The organism is Enterobacter sp. LU1, from assembly GCF_008271405.2.
Classification (GTDB): Bacteria; Pseudomonadota; Gammaproteobacteria; order Enterobacterales; family Enterobacteriaceae; genus Enterobacter; species Enterobacter hormaechei_C.
The window spans coordinates 2,767,535-2,784,843 of the sequence record NZ_CP043438.2 but is presented as its reverse complement, the minus strand read 5'-3'; the positions used below and the strand labels follow the sequence as shown (position 1 = coordinate 2,784,843).

At 56.2% G+C, this 17,309-nt stretch carries 22 protein-coding genes; 3 read left to right on the top strand and 19 right to left on the bottom strand.

The annotated features are described in order from the left end of the window. Positions 1-148: 148 nt before the first annotated feature. On the bottom strand, positions 149-376 hold the full coding sequence (gene yodD, locus FZF21_RS13425; RefSeq protein ID WP_017383339.1) for a YodD family peroxide/acid resistance protein: 228 nt from the start codon (positions 374-376) through the stop codon (positions 149-151). 128 nt (positions 377-504) lie between these two features. Here yodD and dsrB point away from each other — a divergent pair, with 128 nt between their 5' ends. Beyond that, positions 505-693 (top strand): protein DsrB, encoded by a 189-nt coding sequence (gene dsrB / locus FZF21_RS13420; RefSeq protein ID WP_003859583.1) that lies wholly within the window; start codon positions 505-507, stop codon positions 691-693. 99 nt (positions 694-792) lie between these two features. Here the strand turns inward: dsrB and rcsA are convergent, their stop codons facing one another. The 14 genes from rcsA to fliF all read right to left on the bottom strand — a co-directional run bounded on the left by rcsA (position 793) and on the right by fliF (position 12,315). Then, positions 793-1,416, bottom strand: a complete 624-nt coding sequence (gene rcsA, locus FZF21_RS13415; RefSeq protein ID WP_017383340.1) for a transcriptional regulator RcsA — start codon at positions 1,414-1,416, stop codon at positions 793-795. 297 nt (positions 1,417-1,713) lie between these two features. Then, on the bottom strand, positions 1,714-2,499 hold the full coding sequence (gene fliR / locus FZF21_RS13410; protein WP_017383341.1) for a flagellar biosynthetic protein FliR: 786 nt from the start codon (positions 2,497-2,499) through the stop codon (positions 1,714-1,716). A gap of 6 nt (positions 2,500-2,505) precedes the next feature. After that, on the bottom strand, positions 2,506-2,775 hold the full coding sequence (fliQ, locus tag FZF21_RS13405) for a flagellar biosynthesis protein FliQ (protein ID WP_003859587.1): 270 nt from the start codon (positions 2,773-2,775) through the stop codon (positions 2,506-2,508). A 10-nt stretch (positions 2,776-2,785) separates the two neighbouring features. Next, the gene (fliP, locus tag FZF21_RS13400; RefSeq protein ID WP_015572437.1) at positions 2,786-3,523 is read right to left on the bottom strand and encodes a flagellar type III secretion system pore protein FliP; all 738 of its coding nucleotides are present in this window, start codon (positions 3,521-3,523) and stop codon (positions 2,786-2,788) included. Then, positions 3,523-3,897 carry a flagellar biosynthetic protein FliO gene (gene fliO, locus FZF21_RS13395; protein WP_149121297.1) on the bottom strand — a complete coding sequence of 125 codons (375 nt, stop codon included), beginning with the start codon at positions 3,895-3,897 and terminating at the stop codon, positions 3,523-3,525. The genes fliP and fliO overlap by 1 nt, the downstream gene beginning before the upstream one ends. A gap of 2 nt (positions 3,898-3,899) precedes the next feature. Next, positions 3,900-4,313 carry a flagellar motor switch protein FliN gene (gene fliN, locus FZF21_RS13390; RefSeq protein ID WP_003859592.1) on the bottom strand — a complete coding sequence of 138 codons (414 nt, stop codon included), beginning with the start codon at positions 4,311-4,313 and terminating at the stop codon, positions 3,900-3,902. Beyond that, positions 4,310-5,314 (bottom strand): flagellar motor switch protein FliM, encoded by a 1,005-nt coding sequence (fliM, locus tag FZF21_RS13385; RefSeq protein ID WP_003859594.1) that lies wholly within the window; start codon positions 5,312-5,314, stop codon positions 4,310-4,312. Before fliM ends, fliN begins: the two co-directional genes overlap by 4 nt. Before the next feature lie 4 nt (positions 5,315-5,318). Continuing rightward, positions 5,319-5,789, bottom strand: a complete 471-nt coding sequence (gene fliL, locus FZF21_RS13380) for a flagellar basal body-associated protein FliL (RefSeq protein ID WP_003859598.1) — start codon at positions 5,787-5,789, stop codon at positions 5,319-5,321. A 106-nt stretch (positions 5,790-5,895) separates the two neighbouring features. After that, positions 5,896-7,110, bottom strand: coding sequence for a flagellar hook length control protein FliK (fliK, locus tag FZF21_RS13375; protein WP_149121298.1), 1,215 nt, complete (start codon positions 7,108-7,110; stop codon positions 5,896-5,898). Then, positions 7,107-7,550: a flagellar export protein FliJ gene (fliJ, locus tag FZF21_RS13370; RefSeq protein ID WP_017383343.1), complete on the bottom strand. Its 444-nt coding sequence runs from the start codon at positions 7,548-7,550 to the stop codon at positions 7,107-7,109. Before fliJ ends, fliK begins: the two co-directional genes overlap by 4 nt. A gap of 21 nt (positions 7,551-7,571) precedes the next feature. Beyond that, positions 7,572-8,942: a flagellar protein export ATPase FliI gene (gene fliI, locus FZF21_RS13365; protein ID WP_017693144.1), complete on the bottom strand. Its 1,371-nt coding sequence runs from the start codon at positions 8,940-8,942 to the stop codon at positions 7,572-7,574. Continuing rightward, positions 8,942-9,649, bottom strand: coding sequence for a flagellar assembly protein FliH (fliH, locus tag FZF21_RS13360; RefSeq protein WP_032671688.1), 708 nt, complete (start codon positions 9,647-9,649; stop codon positions 8,942-8,944). Before fliH ends, fliI begins: the two co-directional genes overlap by 1 nt. Then, a complete protein-coding gene (gene fliG, locus FZF21_RS13355) occupies positions 9,642-10,640 on the bottom strand; it encodes a flagellar motor switch protein FliG (protein ID WP_003859608.1) in 999 nt (332 codons plus the stop codon). Before fliG ends, fliH begins: the two co-directional genes overlap by 8 nt. Then, positions 10,633-12,315, bottom strand: coding sequence for a flagellar basal-body MS-ring/collar protein FliF (fliF, locus tag FZF21_RS13350; protein WP_023303922.1), 1,683 nt, complete (start codon positions 12,313-12,315; stop codon positions 10,633-10,635). The genes fliG and fliF overlap by 8 nt, the downstream gene beginning before the upstream one ends. A gap of 228 nt (positions 12,316-12,543) precedes the next feature. On the opposite strand from fliF, the gene fliE reads away from it, so the two are divergent. Together fliE and yedD are read left to right on the top strand one after the other, a co-directional pair. Further along, entirely contained in the window at positions 12,544-12,858 is a 315-nt protein-coding gene (gene fliE / locus FZF21_RS13345) for a flagellar hook-basal body complex protein FliE (RefSeq protein ID WP_149121299.1), read from the top strand. Between the two features lie 75 nt (positions 12,859-12,933). Beyond that, positions 12,934-13,347, top strand: coding sequence for a lipoprotein YedD (yedD, locus tag FZF21_RS13340; RefSeq protein ID WP_003859613.1), 414 nt, complete (start codon positions 12,934-12,936; stop codon positions 13,345-13,347). A 102-nt stretch (positions 13,348-13,449) separates the two neighbouring features. Here the strand turns inward: yedD and amyA are convergent, their stop codons facing one another. From amyA to fliD, 4 genes are all read right to left on the bottom strand, one after another. Beyond that, positions 13,450-14,937, bottom strand: a complete 1,488-nt coding sequence (amyA, locus tag FZF21_RS13335) for an alpha-amylase (protein ID WP_003859614.1) — start codon at positions 14,935-14,937, stop codon at positions 13,450-13,452. Between the two features lie 98 nt (positions 14,938-15,035). After that, on the bottom strand, positions 15,036-15,407 hold the full coding sequence (gene fliT / locus FZF21_RS13330) for a flagella biosynthesis regulatory protein FliT (protein ID WP_006811148.1): 372 nt from the start codon (positions 15,405-15,407) through the stop codon (positions 15,036-15,038). After that, positions 15,407-15,817 carry a flagellar export chaperone FliS gene (fliS, locus tag FZF21_RS13325; protein WP_006811147.1) on the bottom strand — a complete coding sequence of 137 codons (411 nt, stop codon included), beginning with the start codon at positions 15,815-15,817 and terminating at the stop codon, positions 15,407-15,409. The genes fliT and fliS overlap by 1 nt, the downstream gene beginning before the upstream one ends. 30 nt (positions 15,818-15,847) lie before the next feature. Further along, positions 15,848-17,260 carry a flagellar filament capping protein FliD gene (gene fliD, locus FZF21_RS13320; RefSeq protein WP_006811146.1) on the bottom strand — a complete coding sequence of 471 codons (1,413 nt, stop codon included), beginning with the start codon at positions 17,258-17,260 and terminating at the stop codon, positions 15,848-15,850. Positions 17,261-17,309: the final 49 nt, after the last annotated feature.

Sequence of the window (17,309 nt, the reverse complement as noted above, 5' to 3'; positions counted from 1 at the left end):
TTCGCTAAGAGAATATATGCTTGTAAGACTATTCCGTTGGGGATAATGTCTTACCTGCATCAGATTTCCTGGTGTAACGAATTTACAAGTGCTTCTTGCATAAGCAAGTTTGATCCCGGTCATCCCCATGACCGGGATTTTTTTCGCCTCAGCGGTTCGTCTCCGAGACGCTAAAGTCATGGATATCCAGCTCGAATGCTTCAGCCAGTTCACGGTAGGTATGGTAATCCCTACCATTGACCACGACACGGTCGGAATTATCCTCCGCGCGATGAACTTCGGACTCACTGATTTCATTGATGGCGGCAAGCAGGGCATCGACATCCACTTCAACCTCACGCTTAATGGTGTCGCTGTACTCTTTGTCGGTCTTCATGGCGGGTTCCTCATTTAATCGTCTCAACAGTTAAGTATAGACCGCACACAAAAACGCCATTCGCGCCAGGTGGCGATGCCAGGCAATGCAATTTGTTCTACACTGGCTCAAAACCACAGGAGGAATGTATGAAGGTCAACGATCGGGTAACCGTCAAAACGGACGGTGGGCCGCGCCGCCCGGGCGTGGTGCTGGCTATAGAAGAGTTTAATGAAGGCACAATGTATCTGGTGTCGCTGGAAGATTACCCGCTCGGCATCTGGTTCTTCAACGAACTGGGGCACCCGGATGGGATCTTTGTGGAAACGGCGGAATAGGGCGGCGTCGGGGGCATCTTCTCCCCGGCTCCGGCTACTGAAAAGCAAAATCTCTGGCCAGGCCAGAGATCAAGGTAGGGTACAACATGGCCGTGCAAATTAGCGCATATTAACGAAAATCCCATTCGTCACATTATCTGTCAGGCGTACGACATGGTATATGACTTGCTTATTATGCGTTTTAATTTTCCTTTTAATATTTCCTTTGTGTGACGATACTGTTTTTGCCTTGATATTCATCTGGTCTGAGATCTGAATTGTCCCTTGTCCAGCCATCCACATTCTTAGCATACTTGATTCAGTTCTGCTTAATGATAGGGTGGGTAAGTTAACCGCCCCTACATTCTTAACTTCTTTATTCAAATAATCGCCCAGGATATCATCAAGCGACTCTGGTTTAATCGATTTCGAACTGATTAATAAGTTTTTACGCACCAACAAATACTCATCGAAATGAATATTGGCGATCGCCATAAAAACAATAAACAGGGTCTTAGGATGCTGATTAATGATCTGCTTAATGTGCTGACTGTTAGCGGGGTCGTGAATGAAACAGTCCTCATTAATAAACACCACGCCGGGCTTGTGGGCGTCACAAGCGGCTGCGAGTTCTTCAACGGTGTGTGCATCGTTGATGTCTCTCTTTCTTACCCCTCTGCTTGCTAAGTACCCGGTTAACCCTAGCCGGGTGTAGCTGCATAAATCCATAATGATCGTTGACATGGCATACCCTCACTCAATGCGTAACGATAATTCACCACCTGCCTGAGAGCTCATAAACAGCCATACGGGATGGAAAAAATCTAATAAAACCTGTGAGCATGACAAAGACTTTCAGGCGAACTCACTATCCCGTAAAGTTACGTATAATTTGCCAGGAATCATCTTAAAGTAAAGTAAATATTAAGTATTGTGAGGTGGTTAGAAACATTTAAACCGCGTCAGATATATCCTGGTAGATGTTTTTCGAGATTATTTTTAGGAATATCCTCAGAAAGACATTGCAAACACTGCGGGTTATTATTTGCGTGGAAGTTCGCTGACAATATCCGCTAACAGATTGAATATCTCGCTGAATAAATGCTCGCAGAAGGGGGCTATAAGTGGCATCAATAATGACATTAATAAAAGGCCAACCGTCAAAGTCACCGGAAAGCCGATGACGAATACCGACAGCTGCGGAGCCATTCGGTTGAGTAAACCTAATGCGAGGTTAACGGTGAGCAGCAGGGTAATGATCGGCAGCGCCAGCATCAGCCCGTTGAGGAAGATCAGCCCGGCAGCCCGCACCAGCGCCAGAAACGCGTTGCTGTTTACCGGGTTGTCGCCAATCGGCAGCGTGTGGAAGGTGTCCACCAGCATCGAGATGAGCCACAGGTGGCCGTTGAACGAGAGAAACAACAGCATCGCCAGCAGGTCGATAATACGCGCCAGCACGGGCATATTCAGATGGCTGCCCGGGTCAACGAACGTCGCGAAAGACAGGCCCATCTGCAAACCGATAAGTTCACCCGCCGTTCGTACCGCGGCGAAGGCGAGCTGCATCGTAAACCCGACCGCCACGCCAATCATCACCTGTTGCAGGGCAATCCAGATCGCATTCGGGGAAAAGATCGGGATATCCACCGCTGGTAGGGTAGGGGCAACGATAATCGTGATAACGATGCCCAGCCCAATTTTGACGCGTTTAGGCACCGACTTTTCACTGAGTATGGGGGCGGTGGAGATCAGCGCCATGATGCGCAGCATCGGCCAGAAATAGATCCCGAGCCACTGAACAAACTGATCGCTGGTGAAATGCAGCATCGTCCGTCAGCCGATGATGTAAGGCAGATTGGTGAACAGGTTGCGCATATAGTCCAGCAGCAAATTGAGCATCCATGGCCCGGCAACGATAATCGCCACGAAGACGGCAATGATCTTCGGGATGAACGACAGGGTCATTTCGTTAATCTGCGTGGCGGCCTGGAGAATACTGATAATCAGACCGGTGACCAGCGCAACCAGCAGCAGGGGCGCGGCGACGGCAATCGCGACTTTCATCGCCTCCGTGCCCATCATCATGACCGACTCAGGCGTCATTGCGCGCTCCTCAACTGTAGAAACTCTGCGCCAGCGAGCTGACCAGCAGCTGCCAGCCGTCGACCAGCACGAACAGCATGATCTTAAAGGGCAAGGCAATGGTTGCGGGCGGGACCATCATCATCCCGAGCGCCATCAGGACGCTGGCGATCACCAGGTCAATAATCAGGAACGGAATGAAAATGGTGAAGCCAATCTGGAACGCCGTTTTCAGCTCACTGGTCACATACGCCGGGAGCAGAATACGCATCGGCACCGCTTCCGGCCCCTGTAACTCACCGGTGTTAGCGAGACGGGCAAACAGGGCCAGATCCGCTTCGCGCGTCTGGCGAAGCATAAATTCACGTAATGGCTGCGCGCCCTTTTCCAGGGCAACCTGCATGGAAATTTTATCTTCGCTGAACGGCTGGTAGGCCTCGGTGTAAATCTTGTCGATCACCGGCGACATAATGAAAAAGGTCAGGAACAGGGCTAAACCCAGCAGTACCTGATTGGGCGGCGCGGACGGCGTGCCGAGCGCGTTGCGTAGCAGGCCAAACACAATGATGATGCGGGTGAAGCTGGTCATCATTAGCAGGATCGCCGGGATAAAGGTCAGCGAGGTGATGAATACCAGCGTCTGCACGGACAGGGACCAGCTTTGCCCCCCGTTCGCCAGCGGCGTGGAAACCAGCCCCGGCAGTTGCGCATACACAGAGGGCGCGAACAGGCCCAGGCCTGTCAGCGTAAGGAATAACAAACGGCGCATCAGGATCTCCCGGGACGCTTGAGCAAACTCTTCATTACGGACTGGAAATCCGCAGGGGCCTGGGCGTTAGCTTCCACCGTGACAGGCGCAGGGGGGAGCGTGTGAAGGACGTTAATGCTGGAGGCGGTCACGCCCAGCACCAGTCGTGCATCTTCCACCTCCACAATGACCACGCGCTCGCGCGGTCCTAGCGGGGTGCTGGCGCTGACCTTCAACCCGGGGGTACCGGCCGTTTTCCCCGCCAGACCGAAACGCTTTGCCAGCCAGGCGGCGATAAGGATAAAGGCAATAATACCGAACAGCGCGCCGCTCACCTGGAGCAGCGGTGAGCCGGGTACGGCGGAGGGCGCGGACAGTGTTGCCTGGGTTTTCATACTTAACGACTCAGACGACGCATGCGTTCGGAAGGGGTAATGATGTCGGTGATACGTACGCCGTATTTATCGGCCACCACCACTACTTCGCCCTGTGCAATCAGGTAGCCGTTGATCAGAATATCCAGCGGCTCACCCGCTAAACCGTCAAGCGCCACCACGGAACCCTGCGTCAGGCGCAGCAGCTCTTTAATGGTCATGCGGGTGCGACCCAGCTCAACGGTCAGCTTGACCGGAATGTCCATAATCAGGTCGATGTCCTGCAACGTGCCGCTGACGTCGCCGCCGCCTAACTGCTGAAAGACCGCGTCTGCCGCGCTTTTCGTCGGCGTCGTTTTCTGCTCGTTTAACGCGTCAGCCCACAGATCGTCCAGTGCTCCGCTGTTTTCATCGGACGGATTGTTCATGTCACTCATTTGGGCTGTTCCTCATTCAGCGAATTCAAAATCGGGTTGATCAAGTGCTCAACGCGTAACGCATACTGGCCGTTAATCGTGCCGTACTGGCTTGTCAGCACGGGTACGCCATCCACATGGGCAATAATGCGGTCGGGTTTATCTATCGGCAAAACGTCGCCGGGTTGTAATTTCAGGATCTGCGATAACCGCATGGAGATGTCGGCGAAGTTGGCTACCAGCTCCAGCTGCGAATGCTGCACCTGACGCACCAGGTTTTCACGCCAGTTCTGATCTTCGTGACGTGAGTTCTCCAGCGGCGGGTTCACCAGCAGTTCGCGCAGCGGTTCAATCATGCTGAACGGCAGGCAGATGTTGAACTCGCCCGTCAGGTTGCCGATCTCGACGTGGAACGGGGTGTTCACGACGATGTCATTCGGGGAGGTGGTGATGTTGGTAAACTTCACCTGCATCTCGGAACGCACGTACTCCACTTCCAGCGGGTTAATCGCTTTCCACGCGTCACTGTAGGATTCCAGCGCCAGCTTCAGCATGCGGTTAATCACGCGCTGTTCGGTATGGGTAAACTCGCGGCCTTCCACTTTGGTCGGGAAACGGCCATCGCCACCGAACAGGTTATCCACCGCGATGAACACCAGGCTTGGCGAGAACACAACCAGGCCGGTACCGCGCAGCGGTTTCAGATGGATCAGGTTAAGGTTGGTTGGCACCGGCAGGTTGCGGGCAAACTCATGATACGGCTGAATGCGGATCGCACCGACGGTGATATCCGGGCTACGACGCAGCAGGTTAAACAACCCCATACGGAACTGACGTGCGAAACGCTCGTTGATGATCTCCAGCGCCTGTAAACGCTCGCGCACCACGCGACGCTGGGTATTGGGATCGTAGGGACGAATATTATCGTCGCCGGTCAGACCCGGTTTCGGTTCGTCACTTTTATCGCTGTCGCCGTTGAGCAGCGCATCGATTTCTGCCTGAGAAAGAATACTGTCGCCCATGTCGTTACCGCAGAATGAAGGCTGTATACAGAACGTCAGTGACTTCCTGCTTAGGTTGGCCGTTTACCAGCGGGGTCGCCAGCGTCTGTTTAATGGCATCGACCAGCTTTTGCTTGCCCACATCGGTGGCGAGCGCTGAGGCATCCTGACGAGAAAACAGCAGCAGCAGACGGCTACGCACTTCTGGCAGGTAGTCGTTCAGACGTGCACGGGTCGCTTCATCTTTCAGACGCAGCGTAATACCCACGTAAAGCACGCGATCCGCATCGCCCAGGTTCACGGTGAACGTATCCAGCGGGTAGAAGACCGGCGCCGGTGGAGGCGGCGCTTCAGCTTTGGCGGCCGCGCTGGAGGGTTCTTGCTGCATACGCCAGTAACTGTAGCCTGCGGTGGCGCAGGCCGCGAGGGTAATCAACACCAGCAGCGGGATCCAGATGGAACGCTTGCTTTTTTTGGTGATAGCGGAGTCTGTCATCTGATACGAGCTTCCTGTTTCGGTACAGCTTAATACGGTGATTATCCCGTGTCCGGCTTAGGTCAAAGCGTGGAAAAGACGGGGATAATCACGTTACCTCTGGCGTTTAGGCAAAGATGTCTACGGCACGGCTGCCGCGCGCGGCGGATTGCAGGGCGGCAGGGGCAGGCAATAACTCTTCACTCTCATCGTTAAACCCGCCATGCTGGCCGGAACGCGAAGCGTGCTGTTGCTGCCCGGATGAGGACTGCTGTTGCCCGGCAAAGCCCTCGCTGCCGACGCTGCTTTGGGAAAGCTGAATGCCGTTTTCCGCAAGCTGCGTGCGCAGGATCGGCAGGGCCGCTTCCAGCGCCGCGCGGACGTGGCTGTGGGGCGAAACCATCTGCAACTGCGCCTGGTTGTCATCCAGCTTAAGCGAAATTTGCACCTGACCCAGATCCTCCGGGTGCAGACGCAGCTCTGCGGTCTGCTGTCCCTGCTTTGTGAACAGGGTGATGTGCTGGCTCAGATTCTGCTGCCATTCGTGCGTGCCCAGCGGCTGGCTTAAAACCGGCGCTGTCGCAACGGTAGCGGCAGGCTGTGAAGGCGCCAGGTGACTGACGATCGGGGCCAGCGTCGCGGTTGGGCTGGCGGCAGACGACGCCGCGCTCGCTACGTCCTGCTTCTCCGCGACGGCGGCGACGGCTGGCGTAACGGCTGCCGTGGCGGGCAGCGATGTGTCGCTGTCCTGAACCGGCATTTTTTCCTGACCCGTTAACGCATGGCTAAGCGGCTGATGCTGGCCGTTGTCCGTCTGGGCTAGCGCAGAGGGGAGGGCGGCACGGGGGGCGATCTCCCCGGTGCTCGCAGGCTGCGTCGCTACCGGGATGGTGGTCTGCTGGTGCGGTAACATCGCCATCAGCGCGCTTAACCCGGCCAGCTCCTCTTCTTCAGTCGTGGTCTCGCTGTTTGTTTTCGCCTCCGGCTGGGTCAGCGCCTTCAGCGCATCCGTATTCGCGGCGGGTTTCAGGCCGGAGACGAGGCTTTGCAGGGAGACGGCGGTATCTTCACCAGTCAGGGTCTCCTGACGGGAGAGCAGTTCGGCGATTTTGGCCTGGAGCGTGGTATCACCGTTTTTTTCCTTTGCCGCTGTCGACAGCTTGTTGCCCGCCGCTTTCAGATCCGCCAGCGTCAGCGGGGCATCTTTGCCTTTGCCGGCGGTCTCGGTCAGCGCGCCCGCCAGCAGAGAGAGAAAATCTTGCGCGCCCTCAGCGCCTTTCCCGGTCAGCGTGCCGCCGGACGGGTCGCTGTCGGTCATCAGCAGTTGTTGCAGTGTGATCATTCTGGTTTCCTCATTGATGCGCGCTGGGCAAACTCATCCATTTTTTTCTGATCCAGACGGTTTTCCGCCAGGGTCGAGGCTGCAATCTGCCGGTCCTGTAAGGTTTGCCAGGCTTGCAACCGCTGTTTTTTCTCGCGCCAGAAATTCAGCGCGGTATCGACTTTTTGCGTCCACTGGTTAAGCTGCTGGCGATGCTGCTCAATCGCCTTTTCCAGCGTCTGGATAAACTGCTGATAGTTAATCCAGCGCTGGCTACCAATGCCCTGCGCCATGTCGGTGTTAAGGTTGGTGCGATATTCATGCTGATAGTCGATTAACATCTTCAACTGTTCTTCAGCCTGCTGGCACCCGCGTCGCATTGCGCCAAGCTGCAATGCGGCATCATCAACTTCTTTTTCAGCCAGATCTTTCAGCGTTGATAACGCGCTGTTCTGCGCCATGACCTTCGCCCTCCACCTGTGTTACACCTGCGGGAAAATCAGCTCCAGTGCCTGGAGGGAATCTTCCCAGTCGGCGCGTTCAAAAATACCCTGTTGCAGAAATGCCTCCAGCTGCGGCCACAGGGCAATCGCTTTATCGAGCATCGGGTCGCTGCCTTTGGCGTACGCCCCGACGCTTACCAGATCGCGGTTGCGCTGGAAGCTGGAGAGCAGTTGTTTGAAGTTACGCACGCGGGCGTAGTGTTGCTCGGTGATCAAGGCCGTCATCGCACGGCTGATCGAGGCTTCAATATCAATTGCTGGATAGTGCCCGGCTTCGGCCAGACGGCGCGACAGCACGATATGGCCGTCGAGGATCGCTCGCGCGGAGTCGGCAATCGGGTCCTGCTGGTCATCGCCTTCGGTCAGTACCGTATAGAACGCGGTGATGGAGCCGCCGCCGCTGATGCCGTTCCCCGCGCGCTCAACCAACGCCGGGAGCTTGGCGAAGACCGACGGCGGGTAGCCTTTGGTCGCGGGCGGCTCGCCGATGGCCAGCGCAATCTCACGCTGCGCCATCGCGTAGCGGGTCAGGGAGTCCATAATCAGCAGCACGTGCTGGCCCCGGTCGCGGAAATCTTCCGCAATACGCGTGGCGTAGGCGGCACCCTGCATACGCAGTAGCGGCGACACGTCCGCAGGCGCGGCGATCACCACCGAGCGGGCGCGGCCCTCCGCACCCAGAATGTTTTCGATGAAATCTTTGACTTCGCGACCACGCTCACCAATCAGGCCTACCACGATAACGTCCGCCTGGGTATAACGCGCCATCATGCCGAGCAGGACCGATTTACCCACGCCGGAGCCGGCAAACAGCCCCATACGCTGGCCGCGTCCCACGGTGAGCAGGGCGTTAATCGGCCGCACGCCGGTATCCAGTACGTGCTCGATTGGGGTGCGTTGCAGCGGGTTGAAGGGTTGGGTGATCAGCGCGCCGGTTTCGGTGGTATCAGGGGAGGGCAGGCCATCGAGCGGTTTGCCGCTTCCGTCCAGCACGCGGCCCAGCAGCGCCGGACCGAGCGGCAGCTGTTTGCCGCTTTGCAGGCCGTCACCGCTGATGTTTTTCGCGTAGACGCGGGCGCCGGGCAAAATCCCTTCCACTTCTTCAAGGGGCATCAGAAACAGGCGCTGACCGTTGAACCCGACCACTTCGCTTTCCACTTCACGCGTCTCCCCCCCGTCCTGACGCTCAATCACGCAGGTGGCGCCGAGCGGAAGTTGCAGCCCCGTGGCTTCCAGAACCAGACCGGTGGCGCGCGTCAGGCGTCCATAACGACGAACGGATGGCAGCTGCGCCATCTTCGTTTCAAAATTATCGAGCGTGTTAAGCCAGCGCGTAAGGCGAGCGGTCATCAGACGACTCCCGGTGCCGCCAGGCGGCACAGTTCCTGCCAGCGGGTCGCGACGCTGGCATCCAGATCGCCCTCATCCGCCGAGACCTTACAGCCTCCGTGATGGAGCGACGGATCGCCGCGCAGCCGCCAGCCGTGCAGGCTCAGCGTCGCGCCGAGGCTCTCTTCCACGCGCTGCAAATCATCAGGATGAACGCGCAGCTGTGGTTTGCCGCTGAACAGCGGCTCCTGCTGGAGCAGCCCCTGGATCTGCTTAATCAGCGCGGCGTTATCCACTACCGGCGTCTGGCCGATCACCTGACGGGCCGCCTCCAGCGCCATCTGCATCAGGCGCGAGGCAATCACGCTGTCGAGCGCATCCAGCGTGTGCTGAAACTCGCTCACCAGCTGCTGCATGCGGGCATGCAGCGGCGCCTGCTGCTGGCGCGCCTGCTCGATGCCCTGCTCTAAACCTTTCGCCAGCCCTTCCTGATAACCCTGTGCGTGCCCGGTCTGACGGCCTTCGTTCATCCCGGCGTTGAAGCCCTGCTCGTGCGCCTGCATTTGCATCTGGGCCAGCATCTGGGCGCGCTGTTCCTCTTCACTCAGCTCGAGGATGCCCGCCCCGGCGTCGCCCTCGTCGGACGACACAACGGCAGGGGTGAACTCTGCGGTGGGAGGGGAGAGGTCGTCAGGCGTCCAGCGCTTCCACGACAGTTCATCAGACATAGGTGTCGTCTCCGCTGCCAATCACCATCTCGCCGGTTTCTGCCAGACGACGAACAATAAGCAGGATCGCTTTCTGTTCGTTTTCCACCTGAGACAAACGCACCGGGCCACGGTTGGCCAGGTCGTCGCGCAGGATATCGGCCGCACGCTGGGACATGTTGCGCAGGAACTTCTCGCGCAGCGGCTGCTCGGCGCCTTTGAGGGCGATAAGCAGCGATTCGGAGTCCACCTCCTGGAGCAGGCGCTGGATGCTGCGATCGTCCACTTCGACCAGGTTTTCGAACAGGAACATCTCGTCGATAATTTTCTGCGCCAGCTCGCCGTCGAACTCGCGTACCGCCGTAATAACCGCCTCTTCCTGCTGCGTTTTCATCAGGTTGATGATTTCCGCTGCCGTTCTCACGCCACCCATTTTGCTGCGCTTGAGGTTCTGGCCGTCGAGCAGGTTGTTCAGCACTTCGGTCAGCTCCGCCAGCGCGGCTGGCTGGACGCCGCCGAAGGTGGCGATACGCAGCATCACGTCGTGGCGCAGGCGCTCGTCAAACAGCGCCAGAATATCGGCCGCCTGACCCCGTTTAAGGTGGACCAGAATGGTGGCGATAATCTGCGGGTGCTCGTCGCGAATAAGATCGGCGGCGCTTTGCGGCTCCATAAAGTTGAGCGTTTCGATCCCGCTGGCGGTGTCGCGCGTTTCGAGAATATCTTCCAGCAGGCTGGCGGCGCGCTCTTCGCCCAGCGCCTTAACCAGCACGGAGCGCAGGTATTCGTTGGCGTTGACGTTGAGCGCGGCAAACTGCTCGGCTTCCTGCTCAAACTCCGCCAGCACTTCTGTCAGCTGCTTGTTGGAGATCTGGCGCACGTTGGCCATCGCCGCGCTGAGGATCTGCACTTCTCGCTGGGAGAGGTGTTTAAACACTTCCGCCGCGCGATCTTCGCCAATGGTCATCAGCAGGATGACGCTCTTATCGGTGCCTGTAAGCGTATTACTCATGTTCGTTACCCATCCAACCGCGGATGACCAGCGCGACGACGCGCGGATCGTTATCTGACATTTCGCGAATGCGCTGGCTCATCACCTCTGCGCCCATACGCTGGTTAGCACGGCGCTGCTGCATCTGTTCATCTTTGCTGAGACGAACTTCAACCGCTTCTTCCTCGTCCGGACGCGCGTTCTTCTGTTCCAGCGCGGCTTTCTCGGCTTCAGCACGGCGCTGTAGCTGAGGACGAACGCCCTTACGCCACAGCAGCCACGCGACAATCAGCACCAGCAGCCAGCGGCCTGCGGACATCAGCTGATCGAAGAACGCCTGCTGTTGCCAGAACGGCAGTTCGCCACCGGTCTCATCCACCGGGTTGAACGGTGAGTTCACAACGTTGAGGGTATCGCCACGTTTTTCAGAGAAGCCCATCGCTTCGCGGGTTAAATCTTCGATCTGCTTCATCTGCTCCGCCGTGAGCGGCAGCGGTTTACTGTCCGGCAGCGTTTTGTAGTTCACCACCACGGCAACAGAGAGACGCTGAATATCGCCCGTGTTCAGTTTGGTATGGCGGATAGTCCGGTCGACTTCGTAGTTGGTCGTTTCGTTACGGCTGCTGTTACGCGGGCCGGTACTGTTCGCGGTCGAGGTCGTCTGCTGATTCGTTTGCTGACCGTTCTGCGGGTTTGCCGGCGGGGTGGAGATTGGCGCGGCGTTGGCAGGCGCAGGCTGGTTAGAGAGCGCGCCCGGCACACCGCCAGGATACTGTCCGCCGACCTGTTCCGTCTCATTGATCTGACGCGAGCGTAACACGGCGCGGGAGGCATCCCCGTTCGGAGCGTACTGCTCTTCGGTCTGTTCTTTATTCGAGAAATCAATCTGCGCGGTGACCTGCGCGTGTACGTTGCTGCTGCCGACCACCGGGCCCAGAATCGCTTCGATGCGACGCTGGAGACGGCCTTCCACATCCGCGGCGTATTTCAGCTGGGCGTCATTGAGATCGCGCCCGGCGGTGTTGGACTGCGTCAGCAGATGACCACTCTGATCCACCAGCGTAACGTTACCCGGCGGCAGGCCGGCCACCGCACTGGAGACCAGGTGCGTGACGGCGCTGATCTGCCCTTCATCCAGCGCACGGCCAGGTTCGAGGTTAACGGTCACAGAGGCCGAAGGGGACTTTTGTTCACGGACAAACAGGGACGGCTTAGGCATCGCCAGGTGCACGCGGGCACTTTTCACCGGGCCTAAGGTTTCAATCGTACGGGCCAGCTCACCTTCCAGTGCGCGCTGATAGTTAACCTGCTCGCTGAACTGACTGATGCCGAATTTTTCCTGATCCAGCAGCTCAAAACCAACCGCGCCGCCTTTTGGCAGCCCCTGCTGGGCGAGACGCAGGCGAAGCTCGTGCACTTTATCTGCCGGTACTTCAAGCGCACCACCGTTATCGGCAAAGCGATACGGGATGTTCATCTGGGTTAACTGGGTGACGATGGCACCGCCATCCTGGTCAGAAAGGTTGCTGTAGAGCGTGCGGTAATCCGGGCTTTTTGCCCATAAGACCATCGCGACAACGATCGCAATGGCGGCAGCGCCTGCCACAATCAACGGGATCTTAGGGTTGGCGCGAAGGCGGTTCATCCACTCGAGTGATTTATTCTGTGGCGCTGTCGATGCTGCTGTCGCACTCATTGCGCACCTCTTAAATCCTGGTGGTTTACGTTATTCGTGTAGAGAAACAAAACTGACTCCCGGGTCGGCAAACACGACAAAAGTTCCATACTGATGGCCCTGCCATTATTTGATGATTCGGGATTTTCTATGCGTCAAATAACCTGGTTTTTTAACGCTATTTACCGCCATTATCTTATTGACAAGCTGTTAGTCTTGACCTCGTAAAAAACCATCCAGGGGAGAGTCATGGCTATACAGGGCATTGAAGGGGTACTCAGTCAGTTACAGGCAACGGCGATGACCGCCCGTAATCAGAGCGTGGCTGACCAGCCGTCGGGCGTTAGCTTCGCCGGTCAACTGCATGCGGCGCTGGACCGGATCAGCGACAAGCAAAACGCGGCCCGTACCCAGGCTGAGAGATTTACCCTTGGCGAACCCGGCGTGGCGCTCAACGATGTGATGGCCGATCTGCAAAAAGCGTCGGTGTCATTGCAGATGGGGTTGCAGGTGCGTAACAAGCTGGTGTCGGCATACCAGGAAGTGATGGGGATGCAGGTTTAATCAATACCTATCTTACGCTGGCAGCCTGATGGCTTTAATGCCACAATATTTTTTTCTTCGCATGCAGGAAAGATGATGAAAAAAGTAGCAATTGTGGCTGCGATGCTGACGTTAGCGGGATGTGTTCAGGTAGATAACTATCAGGAAGTGATTAAGCACCCGGTACCTTCGCAACTGGCAGGTTACTGGCAGTCGAAAGGGCCGCAGAGCGCGATGGTGAGCCCGGAAGCGATCGCCACGCTGGTGGTGACGCCAGAGGGGGATACGCTGGATTGCCGTCAGTGGCAGCGCGTTATCGCGGTGCCGGGTAAGATCATGCTGCGTTCAGATGATTATTACAACGTGACGCGTAAGCTGGATGTCTATCCGCTGGAGCGTGATGGGGCGGCGCTGGAGTATGACGGTATGGAACTGTACAAGGTTGACCGTCCAACAGTGGAATGCGCAGATTACCTGAGCAAGAATCCGCTGGAGAGTAAGCTTCCGTAGCGGTAAAAGCAAAACGGCAATCATATTGCCGTTTTTAGGGTTTGCTCCCTCTCCCTGTGGGAGAGGGTCGGGGTGAGGGCATCAGGCCGCACTTTCCCAGCACTACAGCGCGTCCTCAATCACCCAGACGCTGACGCTTCCCCCGTTACAGAAGAACGTCCCTTCGCCATCCGCCGCCGTGGTCACGGTTTCCTCGCGGTTGCCTAAAAAATCACGCCAGGTCTTGTTGCCGTAATTCTCCCCGAGGCAGATCGTCTTCTCGCCGTCATCGCCATTCGACAGCACCACAACACAGCCCGGGTGTTCCTCAGTCCCGCTGCGGCTGAACGCAATGCAGTTTGGATGATCGAAAAACAGCGTCTGCACGCCGTGGGCAAAACGCTGCCGGGCGAGGATCAGCTCGTGGAGCTGTTCAATCACAGGCATATCGATGTGATACGTCTCGCCATCCCCGCCGGTGTCGTCATAGCTGGCGCCAAAAAGATCCGGGTAGAACACGCTCGGCACGCCGTTTTCACGCAGCAGGATGAGCGCGTAGGCCAGCGGTTTGAACCAGGCTTCAACCGGGGCTTCCAGCGCCTGCAAGGGTTGGGTATCGTGGTTGGCAACCAGCGTCACGGCATGGAACGGATCGGCTTCCACCAGCGTACCGGTGAAAATCTGGCTCATATCGTAGTCGCGTCCCTGGCGTGAGGCTTCGTGAAATTTCATTTGCAGTGGCGCATCAAACAGCATGGTTTTACCGTCCACCTGATTGATGTAGTGCTGCAATTTATCCACTTCGTGAGACCAGTATTCCGCCACAATAAACAGCGGCTGCGGGGCCACCTCCTGGACGTGCTCAATCCACTCTTTATAGAACCAGGCCGGGATGTGTTTTACCGCGTCCAGGCGGAAGCCGTCGCAGTGGGTTTGCTCCATCACCCAGCGCGCCCAGTATTTGATCTCCTCCGTCACCGCATGGTTGCGAAAATCGATATTTTCACCCATCAGGTAATCGAAATTGCCCATCTCGTCGTCGACCTGATCGTTCCAGCCTTCGCCGGTGTAGTCGTTCACGATTTTGAAGATACCGTCCTCATTGGGGTTTTCAATGTGGTCGATACCGCTGAAGCATTTGTAATCCCAGATGAACTGCGAATACTGCCCGGCCCGAACGGGGAAGGTGTAACGCGTCCAGGCTTCGCATTCGATGATCTCATCGCTGATTTGGGTGCGATCCTGAGCATCCACACGCTGCACGCGGACGGGTTCCTTTTCATCGGCCCCCATTTTATGGTTGACCACCACGTCCAGAAGCACCGCAATCTGGTTGCTTTTTAAGGCGTTGATGGCCTCCAGCAGCTGGGCTTTATCGCCGTATTTGGTGGCGACGCTGCCTTTCTGGTCAAACTCACCGAGGTCGAAAAGGTCATAAGAGTCATACCCGACGGAATAGCCGCCGGATGCCCCTTTGTATGCCGGCGGTAACCAGACCATATTGATGCCGATTTCGTTCAGGTTGGGGGCTAATGCCGTGACTTCTCGCCACAGTTCACCGCCGGTGGGGTAGTACCAGTGAAAACATTGTAAAAGTGTTGGGTTGCGCATGCACCATCTCCATGAGGTCGCGAAACTCAAGTATGGAGCAGGTTTGGCAGAAATGCCTGGCGAACGAAACGGTTAACGCTCGAACGCCAGTTAAATGGCTAATTAATATCGCTATTACTTTGTGGAACCAGGACATGACCGCCCTGGTTACCGTAGGTGGAGAGAACGGTTTTCTGGATGGAGGATTGCCCAACCAGCTTCGCCAGTTCATCCATTCTGGCTTGCAGCAACGTTTTTACCTGGCCTTCGTTGTCCAGGATCACCCGCAGCGTCGGGCGAAGCTGCTCCTGAATCTGCATCGAAGGTTCACTTTCCTGAGTGAGACGAGCCAGTGAGTGCACCGCATTAACATAGTCGGTTTCACAGATGATCAGATCATCCCATAGTCCCTGCCGGGCCAGTCGCAACATCAACTGGCTCTGCTCAAGGAGTTGCTGATAAAGGGCATAAAGTTGCGGTGCGTTACTCATTAGACGGCGTCCTGGACAAGAGTTGGTATACCTGCTGCCTCCTTCCAGCCATCCGCAATATTGCGCAGTAAATTTTCCACCTCTTCGATGGCACTGGCATCATTGCGAAGGTTGGCCTGAAGCAGGCGACGAACCATATAGGCATAGAGAGCGATCAGGTTTTGTGTTAACTCGTCTTTACTCTCTTCATCCAATCCGACCTTCAGGCCATTTTCGATGATATTAATCGCTTTGGAGAGCGCCAGCCCTTTTGCCTGTATATTACCGTCTGCAAGGAACAGACGTGCCCGTACCAGTGCGCTGAGGGCTCCATCAAATAGCATGATAACCAGCTGCTGCTGGCTGGCGCTCATCACCGCGCTTTCAACTTCTATCTTTGCGTAGGCTTGCGTGCCTTTTGCGCCGTACATGTTATCCCCCTCGGGTCTGATTAGCGTTTACTACTTGTTGCTGGACGTATTTTCGAACTGCTGCGTCAGGTAACTGCTGGTAGAGTTCAGCGAGTTCATCATGACGTCTAATTGCGTAAACTGTTCTTTATAACGCGCTACCATGGTGTCGATACGCTCGCTGGCCGCGTTATATTGCTTAGTTAAATTGTTCAGGGTTTTACTGACGCCATCTTTGGCAGCCTGAATGATGCCGGTGCTGGAGAGCCAACCTGTGAGGTTTGTTCCAACGGTGGTGGTGATACCGGATGTTTTCCCGTCACCGATCAGCAGGTCTTTGATACCAGCCGCGCTGTTTTTCATTGCCGCGCTAAGCTTGTCATCATCCACTTCCAGTTTACCGGTGCTTGGGTCGGTAGTGATGCCAGCTTGAGCAAGGGTCTTGATATTGGAACTGGTGTGAGGGTTATTCAGCACGCTTCTCAACTGAGTCTGAATAGTGCGTAGCGTACTGTCGCCTAATAACGCGCCGTTGCTGGTATTCTGAGCGTCTGAGCCTGCATCCACTGCTGTATATTTTGTCAGGCTGCTAAAGGTGTCTTGCAGTGAGTTATAAGCGGTAACCCAGTCGTTTATCGCTTTGGTTGCTTTGCTGGTGTCGTTGGTGATGGTTAAGGTCTGGTTGCCGCTCGTAATATCATTCAGGTTCAGCGTGATGTCTTCCAGCGCATCGCTGATGGTGTTACTGCTGTTTTCTATGTCGACGTTGTTGACTTTTAGTTTAGCGTTTTGCGCGTTAACGCTTTCTAGCATGCCGTTGCTGGCATCACCTTTCGTGCCGTTGTAACCCATAAAAGATTGCAGCGCCGAATCGCCGCTGACGCTGATGGTCATCGCATTGTCTTCGCCAGTCTCTTTAGAGGTAATGGACAGACGATACTCACCGTTACCAACGTTAATAATACTGGCGCTAACGCCTGCATCCGCTTTATTGATTGCGTCGCGGATGCCTGTCAGAGACGAGTTTGCTGCGCTGATATCAATAGTGACGGGTTTTTTATCGCCGCCCTGCTGAATGGTGATCTTGCTGTCCGCGGTTGCGATCGCCGTTTTGCTGTCGCTTTGAGTTTTTGACGTAGTCAGCGTTTGGGCCTGAGCGAGCTGCGACACACTAATGGTGTATTTACCCGCGATTGCGCTGCCGGTAGTGGTTGCGCTAAACGCCGTTGAGCTGCTAATCGTGGTGGTCGCGGTAAAGAGGTCCGCTTTACTTAACGCAGTATTTGCCGTCTGGAAGGATTCCAGTGCACTTTTCAACGTGCCGTAGGCGCTGAGTTTTGCTGTGTAGGAAGACTGCTGTTTGGTGATTGGCGTTAACTGAGCCTTCTGTGCAGCGGTAAGACTATCCAGAATGTCTCCTAACTGTAGACCTGAGCCGACTCCCAACGTAGAAATACTTGCCATATTTATTCCTTAATGTAACGACACGTAGAACGAATAGTGTGGTTATCGG